Origin of the sequence: Devosia sp. LjRoot3 (assembly GCF_964252865.1) — a bacterium.
Taxonomy (GTDB): domain Bacteria; phylum Pseudomonadota; class Alphaproteobacteria; order Rhizobiales; family Devosiaceae; genus Devosia.
On the sequence record NZ_CAXUPK020000005.1, the window covers coordinates 404,563 to 420,938 of the forward strand.

16 protein-coding genes are annotated in these 16,376 nt (G+C 57.0%); 10 read left to right on the forward strand and 6 right to left on the reverse strand.

Going from position 1 to position 16,376, the window contains the following annotated elements; genetic code table 11:
- Nucleotides 1-334: 334 nt before the first annotated feature.
- Nucleotides 335-499: a hypothetical protein gene (locus ACSQ2A_RS19345; RefSeq protein ID WP_436073528.1), complete on the reverse strand. Its 165-nt coding sequence runs from the start codon at nt 497-499 to the stop codon at nt 335-337.
- 206 nt (nt 500-705) lie between these two features.
- On the opposite strand from ACSQ2A_RS19345, the gene ACSQ2A_RS19350 reads away from it, so the two are divergent.
- The 5 genes from ACSQ2A_RS19350 (at nt 706) to ACSQ2A_RS19370 (ending at nt 6,741) form a co-directional block, all read left to right on the forward strand.
- The gene (locus tag ACSQ2A_RS19350; protein WP_436073529.1) at nt 706-1,344 is read left to right on the forward strand and encodes a hypothetical protein; all 639 of its coding nucleotides are present in this window, start codon (nt 706-708) and stop codon (nt 1,342-1,344) included.
- A gap of 204 nt (nt 1,345-1,548) precedes the next feature.
- Nucleotides 1,549-2,412, forward strand: a complete 864-nt coding sequence (locus tag ACSQ2A_RS19355) for a hypothetical protein (protein ID WP_436073530.1) — start codon at nt 1,549-1,551, stop codon at nt 2,410-2,412.
- On the forward strand, nt 2,409-4,652 hold the full coding sequence (locus ACSQ2A_RS19360; protein ID WP_436073531.1) for a hypothetical protein: 2,244 nt from the start codon (nt 2,409-2,411) through the stop codon (nt 4,650-4,652). The genes ACSQ2A_RS19355 and ACSQ2A_RS19360 overlap by 4 nt, the downstream gene beginning before the upstream one ends.
- The gene (locus ACSQ2A_RS19365; RefSeq protein WP_436073532.1) at nt 4,649-5,644 is read left to right on the forward strand and encodes a TniB family NTP-binding protein; all 996 of its coding nucleotides are present in this window, start codon (nt 4,649-4,651) and stop codon (nt 5,642-5,644) included. Before ACSQ2A_RS19360 ends, ACSQ2A_RS19365 begins: the two co-directional genes overlap by 4 nt.
- Nucleotides 5,632-6,741 carry a TniQ family protein gene (locus ACSQ2A_RS19370; RefSeq protein WP_436073533.1) on the forward strand — a complete coding sequence of 370 codons (1,110 nt, stop codon included), beginning with the start codon at nt 5,632-5,634 and terminating at the stop codon, nt 6,739-6,741. The genes ACSQ2A_RS19365 and ACSQ2A_RS19370 overlap by 13 nt, the downstream gene beginning before the upstream one ends.
- Before the next feature lie 102 nt (nt 6,742-6,843).
- Here ACSQ2A_RS19370 and ACSQ2A_RS19375 read toward each other — a convergent pair whose 3' ends face one another.
- Nucleotides 6,844-7,146: a hypothetical protein gene (locus tag ACSQ2A_RS19375; RefSeq protein WP_436073534.1), complete on the reverse strand. Its 303-nt coding sequence runs from the start codon at nt 7,144-7,146 to the stop codon at nt 6,844-6,846.
- Between the two features lie 215 nt (nt 7,147-7,361).
- On the opposite strand from ACSQ2A_RS19375, the gene ACSQ2A_RS19380 reads away from it, so the two are divergent.
- The gene (locus tag ACSQ2A_RS19380; RefSeq protein WP_436073535.1) at nt 7,362-7,919 is read left to right on the forward strand and encodes a PadR family transcriptional regulator; all 558 of its coding nucleotides are present in this window, start codon (nt 7,362-7,364) and stop codon (nt 7,917-7,919) included.
- A 28-nt stretch (nt 7,920-7,947) separates the two neighbouring features.
- Here the strand turns inward: ACSQ2A_RS19380 and ACSQ2A_RS19385 are convergent, their stop codons facing one another.
- Nucleotides 7,948-8,166: a hypothetical protein gene (locus ACSQ2A_RS19385; protein ID WP_436073536.1), complete on the reverse strand. Its 219-nt coding sequence runs from the start codon at nt 8,164-8,166 to the stop codon at nt 7,948-7,950.
- Between the two features lie 298 nt (nt 8,167-8,464).
- Here ACSQ2A_RS19385 and ACSQ2A_RS19390 point away from each other — a divergent pair, with 298 nt between their 5' ends.
- The 4 genes from ACSQ2A_RS19390 to ACSQ2A_RS19405 all read left to right on the forward strand — a co-directional run bounded on the left by ACSQ2A_RS19390 (nt 8,465) and on the right by ACSQ2A_RS19405 (nt 11,371).
- On the forward strand, nt 8,465-8,905 hold the full coding sequence (locus tag ACSQ2A_RS19390) for a hypothetical protein (RefSeq protein WP_436073537.1): 441 nt from the start codon (nt 8,465-8,467) through the stop codon (nt 8,903-8,905).
- Nucleotides 8,906-9,239: 334 nt separating this feature from the next.
- Nucleotides 9,240-9,776 (forward strand): hypothetical protein, encoded by a 537-nt coding sequence (locus tag ACSQ2A_RS19395; protein WP_436073538.1) that lies wholly within the window; start codon nt 9,240-9,242, stop codon nt 9,774-9,776.
- A gap of 15 nt (nt 9,777-9,791) precedes the next feature.
- On the forward strand, nt 9,792-10,715 hold the full coding sequence (locus ACSQ2A_RS19400) for a hypothetical protein (RefSeq protein WP_436073539.1): 924 nt from the start codon (nt 9,792-9,794) through the stop codon (nt 10,713-10,715).
- A complete protein-coding gene (locus ACSQ2A_RS19405; RefSeq protein ID WP_436073540.1) occupies nt 10,715-11,371 on the forward strand; it encodes a hypothetical protein in 657 nt (218 codons plus the stop codon). Before ACSQ2A_RS19400 ends, ACSQ2A_RS19405 begins: the two co-directional genes overlap by 1 nt.
- 272 nt (nt 11,372-11,643) lie before the next feature.
- Here the strand turns inward: ACSQ2A_RS19405 and ACSQ2A_RS19410 are convergent, their stop codons facing one another.
- The 3 genes from ACSQ2A_RS19410 to ACSQ2A_RS19420 all read right to left on the reverse strand — a co-directional run bounded on the left by ACSQ2A_RS19410 (nt 11,644) and on the right by ACSQ2A_RS19420 (nt 16,329).
- Nucleotides 11,644-12,630, reverse strand: coding sequence for an SDR family oxidoreductase (locus ACSQ2A_RS19410; RefSeq protein WP_436073541.1), 987 nt, complete (start codon nt 12,628-12,630; stop codon nt 11,644-11,646).
- A gap of 175 nt (nt 12,631-12,805) precedes the next feature.
- On the reverse strand, nt 12,806-14,986 hold the full coding sequence (locus ACSQ2A_RS19415) for a beta-galactosidase (RefSeq protein ID WP_436073542.1): 2,181 nt from the start codon (nt 14,984-14,986) through the stop codon (nt 12,806-12,808).
- Nucleotides 14,987-15,129: 143 nt separating this feature from the next.
- On the reverse strand, nt 15,130-16,329 hold the full coding sequence (locus ACSQ2A_RS19420) for an ROK family protein (RefSeq protein ID WP_436073543.1): 1,200 nt from the start codon (nt 16,327-16,329) through the stop codon (nt 15,130-15,132).
- Nucleotides 16,330-16,376 lie beyond the last annotated feature (47 nt).

Below are 16,376 nucleotides of genomic sequence, written 5' to 3' on the forward strand. Positions count from 1 at the left end.
CATGTAGACGGACCTTCACGACGGTTTTCAGGTCAACTCTGGCCATCGCGGCTGCCTGGTGACGACTTTGACCTTGGAGACCGCCGAAATGAGGGACACGCCCATAAGGCTCGTGCTGTTCGGCAGCCAAGCACTAGGCGGCGCCAACGGCGATTGTCGGCGTTGTCCTGCAAAACCATCGAGGATCGAAAGTCTGTGATCCGGCATGACATCGCGGAGCTGCTGCGGCGTTCAATCTCGCCAGCTTGGAACTAGACGGCTGCTTGCTGCAGCTTCGTCGGTTAGGGCGCCCTACCCTGCCGTTTGCTCTGACTCCACCACAGCGCGTTCAGGCCTATAGATTGTTCAGGATGAGCTTTTCGAGGATCAAGTACGCTGGCGTGTTTTTGCGTAGCGCCTCGATCTTGAGCCGCTCGATCGCCTCGGCGCTCAAATAGGAGAGCAGCGCCTTGCGGCCGTCTTTCCGCGGCGGTCGTTTCTCAGGATTATCAGTCGACATCACACTCTACCCATCATTGCAGCCGAACCCCAGCAAATCCGCCCAAGGCAAGGCAGCCCAACAATCGCATTTCAGACATCTCGGCTATCTAGATATCTAGCTATCTAGCTATCTGTTGACAAGCCTCGAAGTCTGTACGCTTAATGTGTGCAGGCTGATGCAGACGGCCTCTGGTTACTCCCGAGGCATACGTTCACGTGGCTTAAATGCGTGCTGCTCAGACTGACTCCAACCTTGTCCAGCGCTATCCAGGGTTTCATTCTTGGAAAAGCGTCTCCCCCGTGCACTATCCGCGTCGATGGCAGCGCGCTGTTCTGGTTCAGGCTGCTCTCGACCCCACGATTACTGCGATCGCCCCCCTTCCAGTGGCGATCGACGAGCTACACGCCTACTCAGTGGATTTCGGCTTCGTGGTGACCATCTCTCAAACAGATTTTGCGCTGTTGGTGACGGAGACGCGCCTGGTGCCAGATATTGCTGGCCTGGAACTGCCAGGATTGACTATCTGCCGGAGTTCCATCCTCAAGGAACCCGCGTATTCGACCGCCAACATGATCTGGTCGAAGAAGCGTTTGGTGGTCGACCCAATGACCCGGTACGTGGCCCTGGAAGCAGTGCAGAAGTCGGCAGAAGGCTCGACGTTGTCCACCTTGCTGCAGGCTTTGCAATTCCCCCTCCCCCAGTCGCTCGAGGCGGTATTGGCAATGTTGGCACAGGGGATACTTGTGGCGGACGTCTCTCGTGGGCTGATTAGCACAACAAGGATTAGAGCGGGCGACGATTACCGGGAAATTAGAAATGTCAGACCGTGGGAGCGCCTAAGGCGTGTGCTCTCAAGCTCTTAAATCACCGGCCGCGAGATCGTCCGCGGATACATCCGTTCCCAAGGGGTAAACGCGGACTTTTCAATTGTCGTCGCGGGCCAAAGAATGCCGAAACGCGAACACGTTAGGTCAGGAGCTGTCGCTCCGACTGCGAGAACTCGCTTGCGTTTAATTTCTCGGGCCATCGCAGCAGCGCGTGTATTTGAGTGAAGATTTGGTGCGGAAATGGAAAGTCTGGCTGAGGAGCATCAGGGGCGCAACCTGTACCGCAAGGCTCGAGAATTCGAGGAAAAGGCCCAATCTCGATCGCGTTCAAGATTTGCCCCTCCAAGACAGATGGAGGGTGGAACATATCCATTTGCACATCAGATTCTGGACAGACAGAAACGTAAGCATGAGGAGCTGCGTGGCTCGGAATCTCGTTTCCTGCGGCACGCTGGATCTTCGCAGTACACCGGGATCAAATCAGTTCCTCGCCTTGGCTTTGCAACTAAAGCATTTGAGTCTTCGATCGAGGGCGATTTTTGGGTCGTTGCTGACTTCCTGTTCACCGACATGATTGCCGGCAAGGCGCAACCCGGTTTGCTGCAACTGGATGTCGCTGGTGGACACTCAGACTGGTACCCCGACGCCTGGATTAGACGGCGTGGTCGACGCGACCTGCTTGTCGAATGCAAGCCGATAGCAGAGGCGAAGCCTGATCCGGAGAAATACCCCGACGAGGCGGCCGTTATGAACGCGCGCTTGGCCGCTATGGAGGCCGCTTCCATTCGCGAAGGAATGGACTTCCGTCTCTACACCGAAATCCAGATACGCGTTGAACCCAGATTTCACAATGCCATGGCGATGAAGCGGTCATTTACGGCCCACATCAGCCAACAACAGTTTGCCGAGATCGAGGCGCAGCTACCTTCCCTGCCCCAAATCCTAACTGTCATGGAGTTTTCCCATCATCTCGGTCCACTCGGCGGCGGGGCAATGCATATTGCCTGTCAGTTGGACCGGCGAGGTAAAATTCGGTTGGATCGCAAAAACTATTTCCTCACCGACTCGTACTTCCACAACCTGATGGCGGGTGCGCTGTCATGAACTATCAGATTTCAAGACATGATCTGGAACTCGGCAAAATCGTTCGGATCAAGGGGCGAGTTTGTGAGATCATAGAAGCGGACCCCATCAAGATGGAGTTCGTGGTTCAGGAAATGGCCAGTAAGGCCACTTTCCCGATGACGCGTTACCAGGTTTTCGAGCTGCAGCGTCGCGCTGAAATCGTCTCAGATCATCAATGGCAATCCTTACAACCGGCAGTCAGAGAGCTGCTGGAAGCAGACTGGAATCTCTTTTCGCAGGAGGCGCGTGACCGGGCGAGCTTCAAGTTTGCGGTCTGCCAAAACCTGGATGCGCATAGTCCCATAGCACGGCGTAAAGCGAAAAATATCGAGGCTGCCATCGCCGATGCGATGGCTCAGGACACGACGGGGCAAAAGAAGCCGTCGGTGCAGACAGTCAGGAGATTGTGGGACCCAATTTATATCACTTCTGGAAAGCTCGAGAAGGCACTGATCGATCAGGATCACCGGAAGGGCCGGCGAGGCATCCCAGAGGGATACGAAGAAATTATCGCGGAGATTGAGGACCTAATTACGGAAGAAATTACGAGCCGCATCGACCAGATCACCCCTCTGGGTGCACTGCAGAGGCACGCGGATGACGTGATTTCAGCAAAGCACGAAGCCGGCCTCATCAAGCTGCATCCACGCTTGGGCCGCGACAGGCATATCGGCGCGCACCTTGTACGTCGCCGATTTAGAATGCGTAACGCTTATCAGCAGCTTGCTTATGAGCAAGGCCGCAAAGAGGCTTATCGCATATCGAAGGGTATTGGTCCGGGGCCGGTCGTTGAGGGACCTCTGGACCGAGTGGAAGCCGACCACACTCCCATGGATCAACTCTTGATCCGCCACGAGGGAGAAGACAAGCGGCCCTGGTTCACCCTGCTGAAGGACAAATGGTCGGGTGCTGCGGTCGGATTTCACCTTTCGTTTGAAAACCCGAGCTGGTTCACCCTCCACGAGGCCATTCGTATGGGTGTCATGCACAAAAATGAGCTCCTTGCTTCGTTCTCCTACGAGTTCGTCAACGATTGGCCAGTTTTTGGCGTGCCCATGGAGATTTGGGTGGATCGCGAAAGCACGCACCGCGGAGCCGCACTCGCCGGTCTTGCCAAAAACCTTCATTTCGACCTCCACGATCTCCCAAAGGCTTCCGGCTTCTTGAAGGGCGCTATCGAGAAAGCCCTGGGGGATTTCATGCATTCGCATGTCAAGAAAAAGCCCGGATACACCGCCCCGACATTAAACAAGCGCGACCCCGACCGCGCTGTTGCGACGATGACGATCGAGCAGGCCATGGAAGGCATCGTCGCGTACCTGGTTGATGACTACAACCAAGCGATTGAGCCGGGCACCGGGGAGATCCGCATCCATCGGTACACCCGAGGAATGCTGAATATGTTGAACTGGAAAAACGCGCCCGATCCTGAAGTCTTTGGCGGCAGGGCCGTTTCTGTGGATCTCACTCAAAAGGGTATTGCGATCGCCGGTTTGCGTTACCGCTCGCAGGATCTTCACGACATGTGGTTCGAGGCCGGCGGCAATGTGAAGGTGGTCGCGACGATTCCGAAGTATGAGCATGACGTCATTCGGGTTCTCAGCCTCACCGGGGTCGGGCGGATCGATGCCTATCTCGACGGCGCATTCTCGGGCTTGGGTCTGACCCACGAGGAGGCTGCCCTGGCTGCGAAGAAAGCCAAGGAATCCAAGGCAACGCCAGGACAGAAAAAGAATGCTCGAGATGGTCGTCTTGCACAATGGGCGGCAGATAAGGAGCGTTCGGGCGAACCTCGCCGAACCAGACGAGATATTACGTCGCCCCCCAAAAAGCCCGGTCACGACATCGCAGTGCCACCCGTGGACGCAGGGATCAGCGCAGCGGAGGAATTCGAGCCGCAGAACATCCACGAGGGCGCAGAGTACAAAACATTCGGGTTCAGAGGGCCATATGCCACGACACCGCCGGCGGTGCGCGCTGTGGAAGAAGTCCGGACAGCGAATGCTGCTGCCACGGGACACGTGGCACTTCCCGAACAAGGGCCTCAGTTCAAAGCAGACGGTCCCCAGCCCCTCAAGCCCCTGCCCCGACAGGCATCACTCGCCTCTCACAATACAGACTTGCCGGCCTCAGCGACAATCGCTGCGAAGGCGCCACCCACACCCTCTCCAGGTCGTAGAAACCTGCTCGAACTCCCGGAAGGGCCTTTTGAGATATGAGTGAAGTTGAATTCGATCTGCCTGCCCCGGACTCCGAACGGAACAGCAAGATCGGCCGGGCCGTCGTTCCCATGAGGTCGATGAAACGCATCATCAATGCGCTAGATGACATGTACCGCCTCTATGGGACGCGACACCAAGGACAGATCTGCGCCATTGTGGGGCCCACGCACACGGGTAAAAGCATCGCCCGCGAAACCTTTATGAAGCAGAAGGCGAAACAGCTCGGCGGCTATGTCGAAAACATCGATCGCGACAAAGAGATTATCAGCGAAGTCGCAAACATCTCATTTGTAACGGTGGTCGAAGGCTACCAAATCACGCATCCGGTCATATGCATCCAAATCCTTGATAATCCCACCTTCAACGCTCTGGCTGACAACACGCTACGTGCCCTTCTCCGAGGGAAGCCTCCCAACTGGGACAACGGCGGTGATCTGGCCAGCCTTCTTCAAGAGCAGCTAACAGGCCGAAAAACACGCCTAGTCATCTACGACGATGTTCAGGAGATAGGTAAAATTCGCGGCGGCAACAAGAATGCTGCTGTGACAATGCTGAAGGCACTCTGCAAGGTCGCAAAGGTAGAAGTCGCAGCCATCGGTATCGAAGGCACGCTGGAAGTACTTACCAGCGGTAAAGAAATTTCCGAGCTGGTATGTAAGCGGGTCATTATCCGCCCTTTGCCAGAGCCCAATTGGGAGGCCGACGACAAGGGCGAGTTCGTAACGTTCCTTACAAACCTCAGGAAGGTACTGCCCTTCCACGAGCAAAGCCCCATCGATGAACAGCCAATTGCCCAGCCATTGTGGGAGTATTCGCAAGGCGTAATTGGCACGGTGAAGGCGCTGCTCCAAAGCGCCACGGATTTCGCGATCCAGAACGACCGCCCCTGCGTAGATCGGGATGTGATGCGCCTAGCTTTGTACGAGGACCAAAGCGTCTATGGCGAGAACAATCCCTTCTACGTGAAGGGTGACAAATGGGACTTCTAGCTCTGGTGGTCAAACGGTGGGTGCCGAGCATTGTCGCGATACCGAAGCCGGATGAAACGAGTCGCGCTTTCGCAATACGGGCTGTAGCCATAAATGGGTGGCCAACGTTTTTAGGTTTCTACACCCGCATCGGTCTCAACGGCAGGATGCTTAGAGACACGCGCGACAGCGAGCGCATGTCTGAAGCTTTTGGAATTCCCGCCAAGGAGTTCGATCGGTTCCCGGATGTCTGGGATAAATCCACCGTTGTCCTTGTGAGCGAACGGTTTGGCCGACGCTTCATCGATCTCGAACAACGGCGAGTTTGTCATCATTGCGTGCAGGAGCACGGTTGGTCGCCATTGGAGTGGGAGCTTAAGTTCATAACGACGTGCGGTCGTCACGGCCCGCTGGTCAGCAAGTGCACATGCGGTAAGCCACTCACTTGGGGCGACCGACACCTGCTTGTCTGCAACTCCTGCGCCGCCCCACTCGCCAAGTCGGAATTGCCACCTGCCGGGACGATGAACGCCTCAGCGTTTCAAGGGTACTGCTTGGGCCGTCTGGGGCGTGGCGCACGCGTCGAGGTGCCATTATTGGATGCGCTTGAACTCGCGTCCGTTGTTGACTTAGCCGAGGCGCTTGGGGCGTTGCTAGACATTGGGTTCGCGAACAAAGTTCCCGGAAACGCAAGCCATGAGCAACGCGCGTGTTGGCGAGACGCGGGTTATCTGGCTCTTGCCGAACCAGAAACCTTTGACCTCGTTAATCTGGCGGAAGAATACCGGCTGAAGACCGGAACTGTCTGTCCTAAGCGACCGGCGGATATTCTGGGTTTCTTCTCGGATGCAAAGCCCCTGTACGATCGCGGCAACGAGCTCTTGGTGGGCCTCCTCCTCGAAAAGCTAGCGCACGGGCTTGGCTATCCAGTGCATGATCTGTGGGTCTCAGACTTCGTATCGATCGAGTGGTGCGCAGCTGCGGGCCGGATGCCCATTCCGGCTTACATTAGCGCACTGCAGGAGGCAGGTCTGCGCGACAAATGCATGACCTACCGGGACTACTTTTTTGTTCCCGTCGATATCCACTGGGAGGTAACGCACCTTAACGAGCAATGAGAGCATCAAGGAGCCCAACATGCTGTATGGCCCTTGATGCCTCACCTGCCGAAGCTCGATCTATCTCTAGATTTGCCGAGGTCGGCATGTCCCTCGCCACCCTCAGTTGGCGAAGCGAAACAGGCCCACGCTTGCTGCGAACATCAAAAACAGCAGCAAGCTCATGCCACCACCGACCAGACGAGGCATACGACTAGCCGGCACTTCTGATCTCCCGAAGACATTCAGCACACGGTCAAAAAGACTAATCGCGCTGACAGTCGCGACCACGAAGCCGAAGACGCCCCAAGCGGTGGGCTCGTTGTTGCGATAGGCCTGAGCTATGGCGTCAAACGCCAGGATAATGCCTAGGAGCGTCGCGACAGTGGTGACGTTATCCAGAATTCTCGGTGAAATCGCCTGCATAAGATTGCGCCTCAACATCTCGGTTTGAGCGGATCAGGGAATGTCTTTGCGATCCGCCTTATACCCCAGATATGGAGCAAACCCCTTTGAAATCAATGTTATAACTTCACAAATTGTCTGAGCGGACGAGCAACAATGCTGAGGCAATGTGTTGGTGACAATGTCCTCCGAACAAAGGCGCTGACGGTTCACGTCCGGAAGAAATAGGGCACCGAATGGCCGGCATAGGGAATATAAAGTTTGTCTGCCTAGCCCTGATGACAGAAGGGCTGAGCACTGGGTACGATATTTGTCGCGCTATCCGGCGCACTGAGCTTCGGCGATATGTTAGTTCGGGTCAGGCGACCGTCTACGCCAACCTTCGCGACCTCGAGCGGAACGGTCATGCGATACACACGAGGCGGACCACATCGGGGCGTCCTGACCGCATCGAGTTCGAGATCACAGCGTCCGGTTCTGCGCTGGTCTCGGTAGATTCAATTAGCCGCGATGACGCCGCCGCCATTCCAATCCTGATCCGGTTCTTCTCATTACTGTCGCCGGCCGATATCCGGATGGTGGTCGCCCATCAGCTGGAGGTGGCAGAAGAAGCGAGGACCCAACGCGAAGTCGACCATGGCGAAGGGAAGCACCCCTTGCAGAACTGGATCAACGAGACTTGGCATTCTCACAGTATGCTTCGAGAGCGCGCTATGCATAAGCTCCTGAATGAACTGTCGCGTGCGGAAAACCCTGGTCGTGAACAATGGCCAGCAGGCAACGCCCTGCCCTAACCGCTTAAGCGCGTCGCGGGCATGGCGGCTAATGCAGAGTTTCCGGCACGACCGTGGAGCCCAGTGCGCTGATGCAGTAAACGCCGTTGACCGGTTGCTCGGCGAGCCCGAGGTTCAGCAACTGGTCGCCAAGCACTTTCGGAAGCACGCACGGTCCTCGCTGGTTGAGCAGCGAGATCGCAGCTTGCTGGGCTTCGGTGAGGCTTATCCAATTAAGATTCATGGCCAACTCCTGATCGACGAGCAAGAAAAAGCCCGAGAGCCCTTCAGGTCCCGACCATCAAAGAGTTCAACGCCCCCCAAGTTGAGTCAAGTAACCTTTGGGTCGCCGAAGTCAGTGAATGTATCGAAGATTCCCGCCTCCCCTGAGGTCCTGAAGGAGCTCTGCCAATTCCATGCCCCAGTCTTCAAAAACGTGGCGTCGAGGTCACACAACTACTCCTTGAAGGGTGAGACATCGAGTTTCCCTCACCTCGCATTACCGCTGGTTGAGCCTGATGTTCCGCCAGTGTAGACCTCAGGCGAATTTTCTGTCGGGGGACAACATGGCTTCGGGCCTGCCTTGGATTGTTGGGTTTGCGACCTCCATCATTTGCGGCATTGCCGTCGCTGCAGTCGAAGGGCCGGCCCGCTGTAACAGTGGCTGGCAAAGCCCGTCGATTGGCCGGCAAGGTGCATGTTCGAGCCATGGCGGCGTCGCCGGCAGTTATGCCCTCGTAGTTGGGATTGGTTCCGGCATCGGCATGGGGATACTTACAGCCGCTGTGCAGGGCGGAAAAAAGGTTTCGCTAAGCCCAAGCGGTAGCGACCCAATTCCGGAAAACCGGGCGACGACAGCGCATTCGTCAAAGAGCGGCGTCCGCTATTGCGGGCATTGTGAAGGCGCTATGCGGCCTCGAAAATTTGAGGTCGGCCAGCCGATCAAAGGCGAGTTCTGGGAATGCACGAAGTCCGGCTGCGGGCGGCTTGCGCCGCTGGAAATCTGATTTCGGCTAATCGTATGACCGGTGCTGCAGGAACCGGAACGCGCTTGCGCCTCGTTCCCCTGCCCATTAGGGCCACAGCATCAACTCGTGACTCGCTTCGCCACCAGTCGCCCAGGCCGATATTTCGCCTGACGGTCGCTCAGCGCTGTCAGCTTCGGCAAGACCAGATCCCCAACGGTGTAGGTGCGGCACTCGCTGACGCGAAGCTATCAAGCGTGCGGGAGCGCGATGTCTTGCGGATTGATCATTTGTTCGTAGACGGAGGTCATACCGAATGTTGCTCGCAGGTCAGGGCATATGCAGATTGCCTCGAGCAAGTTATAGGGGCGACTCAATGGGTGACAACGTCGACGGTGACGACGGCGACATGGATTTCGAGTTCAGGGGCACAGAGTGGCTGCCGTGGACTGGAAGTCCGAAGCCTGACTATCTGCTTGCCTTGGGACAGTTCCTCGTCACGTTCAACAAGATTGAGAACATCGTCTCGGATCTGATCGTGCTCGTCCTGACTGGGTTGGACCGCGAGGACCGCATCAAAGATGCCATCAAGAAGCAGCTAGGTCAGCGGCTCGAAGTTCTCGATTGGCTGCTCCTGCACCGACCCGACGTTCCACCAATGCCCATGAAGCAGATGAAAGAACTGTCCGACCAACGAGCCAGCCTCGCGCATGGGCATTTCGAGCCCAACCCGTTCACCGGTGAGTACAAGATTGTCGGGAAAGGCGAGCGTTATGAATGGTCACCCGACGCCATAGCTCCCCTGACAAAGGAAGCAGAGCGTCTTTTCGATGAGTTCTATCAGGTGAAGATGCATCTGTTCTATGAAGTGGTGGGGGCCGTGGAGGCTAGGAAGCGGGAACAGCAAGAATAGGCTGCGGGTGGGGCAATGGACTACAATCTCGATCGCAGTCTGCGCTTCAGCGCGTCGTCTGAGGGCAAGACCCTCTATACTTGGTCGATCGGCGAATTCGATGAGGCCGGCAAGCAGCTCGGCATCGACCAGATCCCGTGGGTGTGGAGCTTGAGCTTTGCGGCCACGGAAATGGTGCTGGCAGACAGCGTTAGCATCAAGCGGAATTTCAAGGGCGAGGACGTGCCCGCGGAGCTCGAGGTCGGAGAGCGTCACGTGATCCGCGCTAAACTCAGGCCCGGGGATCCATACCGCGACCACGAATTCCATCGTCAGACGAAGTTCCGCATGTTCGGCACCAACCGCGTCATCGAGCAGTTCACGCTTGATATCACGCCCGTCGCCCCCGGTGAGCCGGAGCGTTGCTGGGCATGGGGCAGCCCTGAGTATGAAGCCGAAATTGACTTCTACAAGCGGGCCGAGCCGGACATTGTCTGCTTCTACATGCAGGTCAATCCGGACAAGTTCGACCGTTACGCTCGCAGGATTGCCGACGGCACCGCCGATGAGCTGGTGCTTCGCGTGCAAGGCGTCCGTGGCTTCTACTCGGAGTGGTCGCCATCCATCTTCACGCGGGAGGTCAAGGTCCTGACGCCGGGAACGGAACACGCAGTCGTTGCGCCTGACGGCAAGACCTACGACGTGCCGCGCCTCGGCGACATCCGCGAGGGCGAAATCTACATCAACGCAAAGCGATTGCAGTCCAAGACACTGCCCGGCGCCGATGACGTCGTCGACGAGGACGAGACAGCGCCGTTGATCCGACCAGATGTCGAGAGCCGCTACGCATTGCCAGATCCGCAGCTCGCCCTCGCGCTCAAGACCCTGCAGGCCTCGGCACGCTGGATCATCGGACTGCTCGTCGTCATCGTGCTGGTGTTGGCGTTCGGGGGTCATTGATGGACGAGGTATCGAAGCCACGAGCGCGTCGGCCGGTTCATCAGGCAGGCTCGTCGGTGCCGGCCATACGCCATCGGCTTGTCGAGACGGCCGGGCTTTCGGAACAGAAGCTAGCGTCGATCGGTGCCATAGCCGTTCTTGCGTCTCATGCTGAGCACTTCGCGGAGCGTGCGATTTGGGCCCTCGATGACGTCGACGTCAAAGGCGTCAGGCCGAGGACTGACGCTCGACCTATCAGCGAACTAATCAAGATGCTTCGAGAACACGTCCCGACTGTGAGAAAGCCGGGTCTGGCGCCCATCGTCGAGAGATGGTGCGATGCCGCTGAGCTTTGTTTCAGTTGCCGCAACAGCATCATGCACGGCACCACCGCGTATATGGACAGCGAGTGGACTATCTTTGGTCGCAATTCTCCGACCGGTGGAGTTAAGCGGAAGAAGGACCCCACCGACTTCCATGCGTCGCCCCATACATTGGCGATGCTCGAGGAGGCCTTCGGCTACGTGCTGCACGTCATTCATTTCGTATGGACCGCGGCACAGACATCGGTACCGATTGGAGACATCAGCGAGATCATGATCCGGCTGAGCCGAGCTCGTTCCATGGCCGCCGAGCTGGACAACCTCGCTGCAGCTGTAAACCACGAGAGGTATTGAGTACCTGACTATTCTCGACCTTGATGAATGGCCCACGGTTGTGTCGCTCGCATCGAGCCATATTGATGCGAGAACCGGCTCCCTCAACAAAGGGTGCGTCACACAATACAAAGTGCTGGTTCGCGATGACCGCTTTGGGCTCCGGCCAGAACTCGCTTTGAAGTCCGCAATGGGGTCGGCAGCCGCCTACGCTAAGCGCGTCCGACCAGCACCAAAGATATTCCAGTCTGGAGGATTTTCGGCTTTACGAAGAGCGTGTCGCAATAGATAGCTTACGCCTCACCCAATGCGCCCTGCTCCTTACAGATGCGAGTTACCAGCGCGTCGAAATCCCCTCGCGGCGGCCTGCCATTCGCCAGCCGGCGGTGCAGGTGGAGAATCGGCTCCTCCAGGATTTCCTCAAGGCTTTCTGCACACTCGAAATCGCCGACCACTCCTTTGATCTTGGAATTGTCGAAGATTGCACTCCAAGCTTTGTCCCCGGTCAACGGCCCCACCCAGTCCGGGATGTATTTGACCAAAGTGTCCGTAGGGACGTGAACAATTTTAGCTTGGACACCGAGCAATCTTCCGATTGCCATCTGAATCTGGTCCCAAGTGTGCGCCTTGTCGTTGGTGATATGGAAAACGTCGTTCATGGCAGCAGATTTTCCGAATAGGCGCACAAATGGAACCGCGAAGTCAGCGGAGCGCGTCAGCGTCCATAGCGTATGGCCATCTCCAGCAACGATTGTCGGATCCCCCTCGAGCATGCGCCTGGCCATGATGTCGCTATCGCCGATCATGACCGGCAACCCTGTTCTGACGGTATGGCTGGGGCGAACGATAGTCCACGGGAGGTTGGACGAGGATTTCAGAAGTTCCTCGCACGCTATTTTCGCCTGGCTATAGGTCCAATATGGATTCACTGCCGGCGTATTTTCGGTGATCACATAGTGGGAGGCGGGCTTTTCATAGACAGATGCAGACGAAATGAAAATGTATTGCCCGCAGTGACCAGCAAAGACCTCAATGTCCTTGGCCATCTGCTCACGCTTGAACACGATGAACTGACAAACCACATCGAAGCCGCGATCGGCGAGGGCTGCATATTCCGACCCACCCAGTTCGCCGACTATGGATGTCACACCTGGCGGTAGCTCGTCCTGTCTCTGCCCCCGATTGAAAACGCTCACCCTATGCCCGTCGGCGACTGCCCTTTGCACGCATGAATAAGAAATCTGGCCCGTACCGCCGACAAAGAGAACGTTCAAAGACATTGTTGGACCTTTCGATTTCAAGATCGTGCCTCTGCAGGCATTTGGGCCTAAAGCACAGTGACGTAGTCGGTTAGCGTATCGCCGACCTCATACCTAGCCGAAGGACAGCTTTGACTTCAGGAACATGAAACTCGCTTACGGCTCGCCAGAGCGCGCAGGCCGGCATGCATCCACGTTATGTCGCGGTCATCGGCCTGCCTCCTCCAGTAAGATGCTCCGCAAGATCAATGACCGCGTAGCCATGGGGCGCTAAACTGAGCGTGCGGCCATTTATAGTACCGACAAGTGCGAGACAGCGCCCCTCTGGAGCCGAGGATACCACGATCTCCTCGGCCGACGTATTGATGAGGAAGGCAAGCTCGGCATCCTCGCTCCGCCTTAGCGTGACCTCCAACTTTTCCGGCTTCTGATCGACGAGCGGCTTGATTGAAACGTCATTGGCAATGTGGTCGACCAGCTTCGGCACAAGCCCCTCGGAGAGGTAGGTGCCAACATAATAGACGCTGCCCCTACCCTGCTTCAGCCGTGTAATAGCGGGCTCTCCTTTAAAGTACCTGGAGGCCCAACGAGCCAGCACTTCGACATCGTCGTTCTGGAGACTGAGGCGCTCGAAGATATGGCCGACATCGATTTCCTCGCCGCCGAATTCAACAGATACTCCCCTCGCCGCCGAGTCCGCATTCGGTTTGGGTCGGTGATAAAGAGAAGCGTGCCGGCTGTCATAGCCCGCAAGTCCCTTGGCCCCAGGCCCGACTGCTCGGCCTAGCTCCGCGATCTTGATACCCGTGAGCTCCTTTAGTCCCAGTCCCGGAGGTGTCTCATGCAAAACGTGAGAATTGAGGTCTCTGGTCGCAGTCATGGCGGTGAAAACGACGGTTCCGCCGTTTTCGACGAAGTCGGAGATCTTTGAGGTCCACTCCTTCCGCCACATGACGAAATGCGGGACGAAAAGGACCTTTAGGCGTGACAAGTCATCTGCGGGGTGAATGAACCCGCTGGCAAATCCACGGCGATAGCAGTGCGTGAAGACTTCGTTGGCTTCGTCCTGTGGATTTGGCAACCCCATCGGGTATCCCCGATACGCCGTCTGGTTCTCGAAATCAGCACTGGCGATCGCGATATCCATATGAACATGCGTCCCCATCAGCTTCGGTTCGATGATCTTGAGGTCATCGACAAAGCTCGCAACCTCGCCCAAGTGGCGGGTGGGCACGTCGTCATGGCCGATCAGGCCACTCCAATAGATTTCGGCGCCAAAGTGGGCAGGACGCCAGCGAAAATAGAGGATGCCGTCAGCGCCATGGGCGACCGAGCTCATGCTGATGCGCCGCAGCTCACCAGGATCAGGTCCAACGGTCGACAGGGTTGTCTGAGCTCCGAAACCGATCTGATGCTCGGGAATGATGAAGTTGCCCGCAAACCCTCGGAAATAAGCCAGTGAGACGGCTTGGTTCAGCGCCACGCTGCCTAGGCGCTGTCCCTCGTCATGGAGGAACGGGTACATGTCGTAGCCGAGGAAATCGATCTGGTCGGAAAAGTCCCCCCTCAAGTCCACATCCTCAATGCGGCCTAGGTTGTGGAAGACGAACCAGTCGGATTTAGCAGCACGAATGATGTTGACCTGGTCGGCCTGGAAGCGAGCTGTGCTATAGGCAAGAAAGCGGTGGTAGTCTTGGTAGTGTGCCGGTCCCGGCTGCACCGGAGCGCTCGGCACTGGCAGAACAACGTCGTCGAAATCATCATATGCGGTCGCCCAGAAGTCACCTCCCCAAGCGTGATTGAGGGTCTGGATTGAACCATATTTTGACTTCAGGAATTGCTGAAACTCGCTCAGCGTCGCCTCTGAGAACGAGACCGACATCGAGGTGTTCAGCTCATTGTCCGTTTGCCAGCCAATCACGTTCGGATTGTCTTTGTAGTGCGAAACGAGAGCGCTTGTGATCGCTCTGCTGTACTGCCTGAAGATCGGGCTGGCGGTGTCCGCATGCTGACGGTTGCCGTGAGACATCTGCCTCCCACGCGCATCGACCCGCAGGATTTCCGGATGTTTTTTTGTCAGCCAACGTGGCGGTGTTGCAGTCGGCGTGCACATGATCGTCTGCACCCCCGACGCCGACAAAACTTCGATCGCGTGATCGAACAAATCGAAGTCAAACTGCCCCTCAGAAGGCTCGAAAATGTGCCAGGCAAATTCTCCTAGACGCGCCACTTTAAATCCAGCCGCGGCCATTCTCTGGGCATCACGTTCCCAAAAAGTGGAATCGACATGCTCTGGATAGTGGGCCGAACCCAATAGGAAACCTGCGAGGGAGGTTGGACGCCAGGCGGAGGCCGGCTTGGCTTGGAATGGGGACATAGATGAGTTCCTAACAGTGTGACCGACGGTCGTCGGCTCTTGTCCTCCGACCCGCTCTATTCAGCGAACGTGGACGTGAATGTTATTTTCAATATGAAACTTATAGGTCACGACGAGGCGTGGGCCCGTCGCACCTTGGAAAATCAGTGCGAAGCCGCGGCCAAAACGTCGTGGGCTGTTTCGATGGTTGTGTCGGGCTGGAGAGTGGTCAGGTCCATGACTGCCTTGGCAGCTCCAAGCATCACGGCTCTAAACCCGAGATCGCTATGAACAATTCTCGGGACTTGGAAAACATCGCCACCCATGATCGACCGCAGCTGATCAATGACCAAACGACCTCCACGGGAAATCTGACCCGTCATTACCACCACCGTGGGATTAAGGATCGCCGCGGCGGAAGACATTGCCAAGGTCGTGTAGACCATGAGTTGACGAATCTGATCGAGGCTAGGATCCGGGTTACCCTCCAGGAGCAGCGCAGGATCAAAGTCGCCAGCCTCGTATGAGACCGCGAGTTCCTCCAGCCTGTCAAAGGCCTCTTTTGGCAGACCGAAGCCATACCTGAGTTCGGTCTTATCTCCCAAGAGGGGGAACCGGTGGCCGCCTAAGCGGGGGTCGTCCAAGAACCACTTGAGTTCGCCAGCCGCGTCTGATGATCCGCGGAAAACCTCCCCGTTCATAACCAGGCCTGTACTGGCGCCAGGGCCGACTGACAGACGGACCAGAATGTCAACGTGGCGCGCTGCGCCATAATTCCATTCGCCGACAGCGCCATAAATGTGGTCGCTATCGACAAGGACCGGCAACCCGAGATTCTTTGTCAGAAAGGCACCCAAGGGCGCAGAACGCCAGTCGAGCGCCGAGCTGGTCAAAACGACTTCCCCGGATGGTTGCTTGACCATCGCCTGAACCGCAACACCAACCCCTCGTATGCGTTCGAAATGCCCCTGCCCGGTCGTGCATAGCTGGCGCGCCATCTGCAGTACGAGGTTCATATTGGCTTCGCCGTTGCTCAGGGGAGCGGCGGAAACTTCATGGACGATGTTGCCAGAAAGATCGGAGACCGCCCCGAAAATGCCGGTGGTGTGAGCATATATGCTGACCAGGCCCTGACGATCGCCGATGAACCGCACGACGGTAGCGGGGCGCCCGCCCGTAGAAGCTTCGTGGCCGGCGTATTGTACCAGCCGCTCCTCAACAAGACTGGACAAAATTCTCGTCACGGTGGGCAATGAGATGCCTGTGGCCGTAGCAATTTGGGAGGGAGACGAACTCTCGGTACGACGGAGATATTCTAGGATGATGTAGCGGTTTCGCACCCGCGATAATTTCTTGTTGTCCATCCTGGTCCCCCCAAGGCGTAGGGCTTTGTTCATTTGCCGGCCGCCAA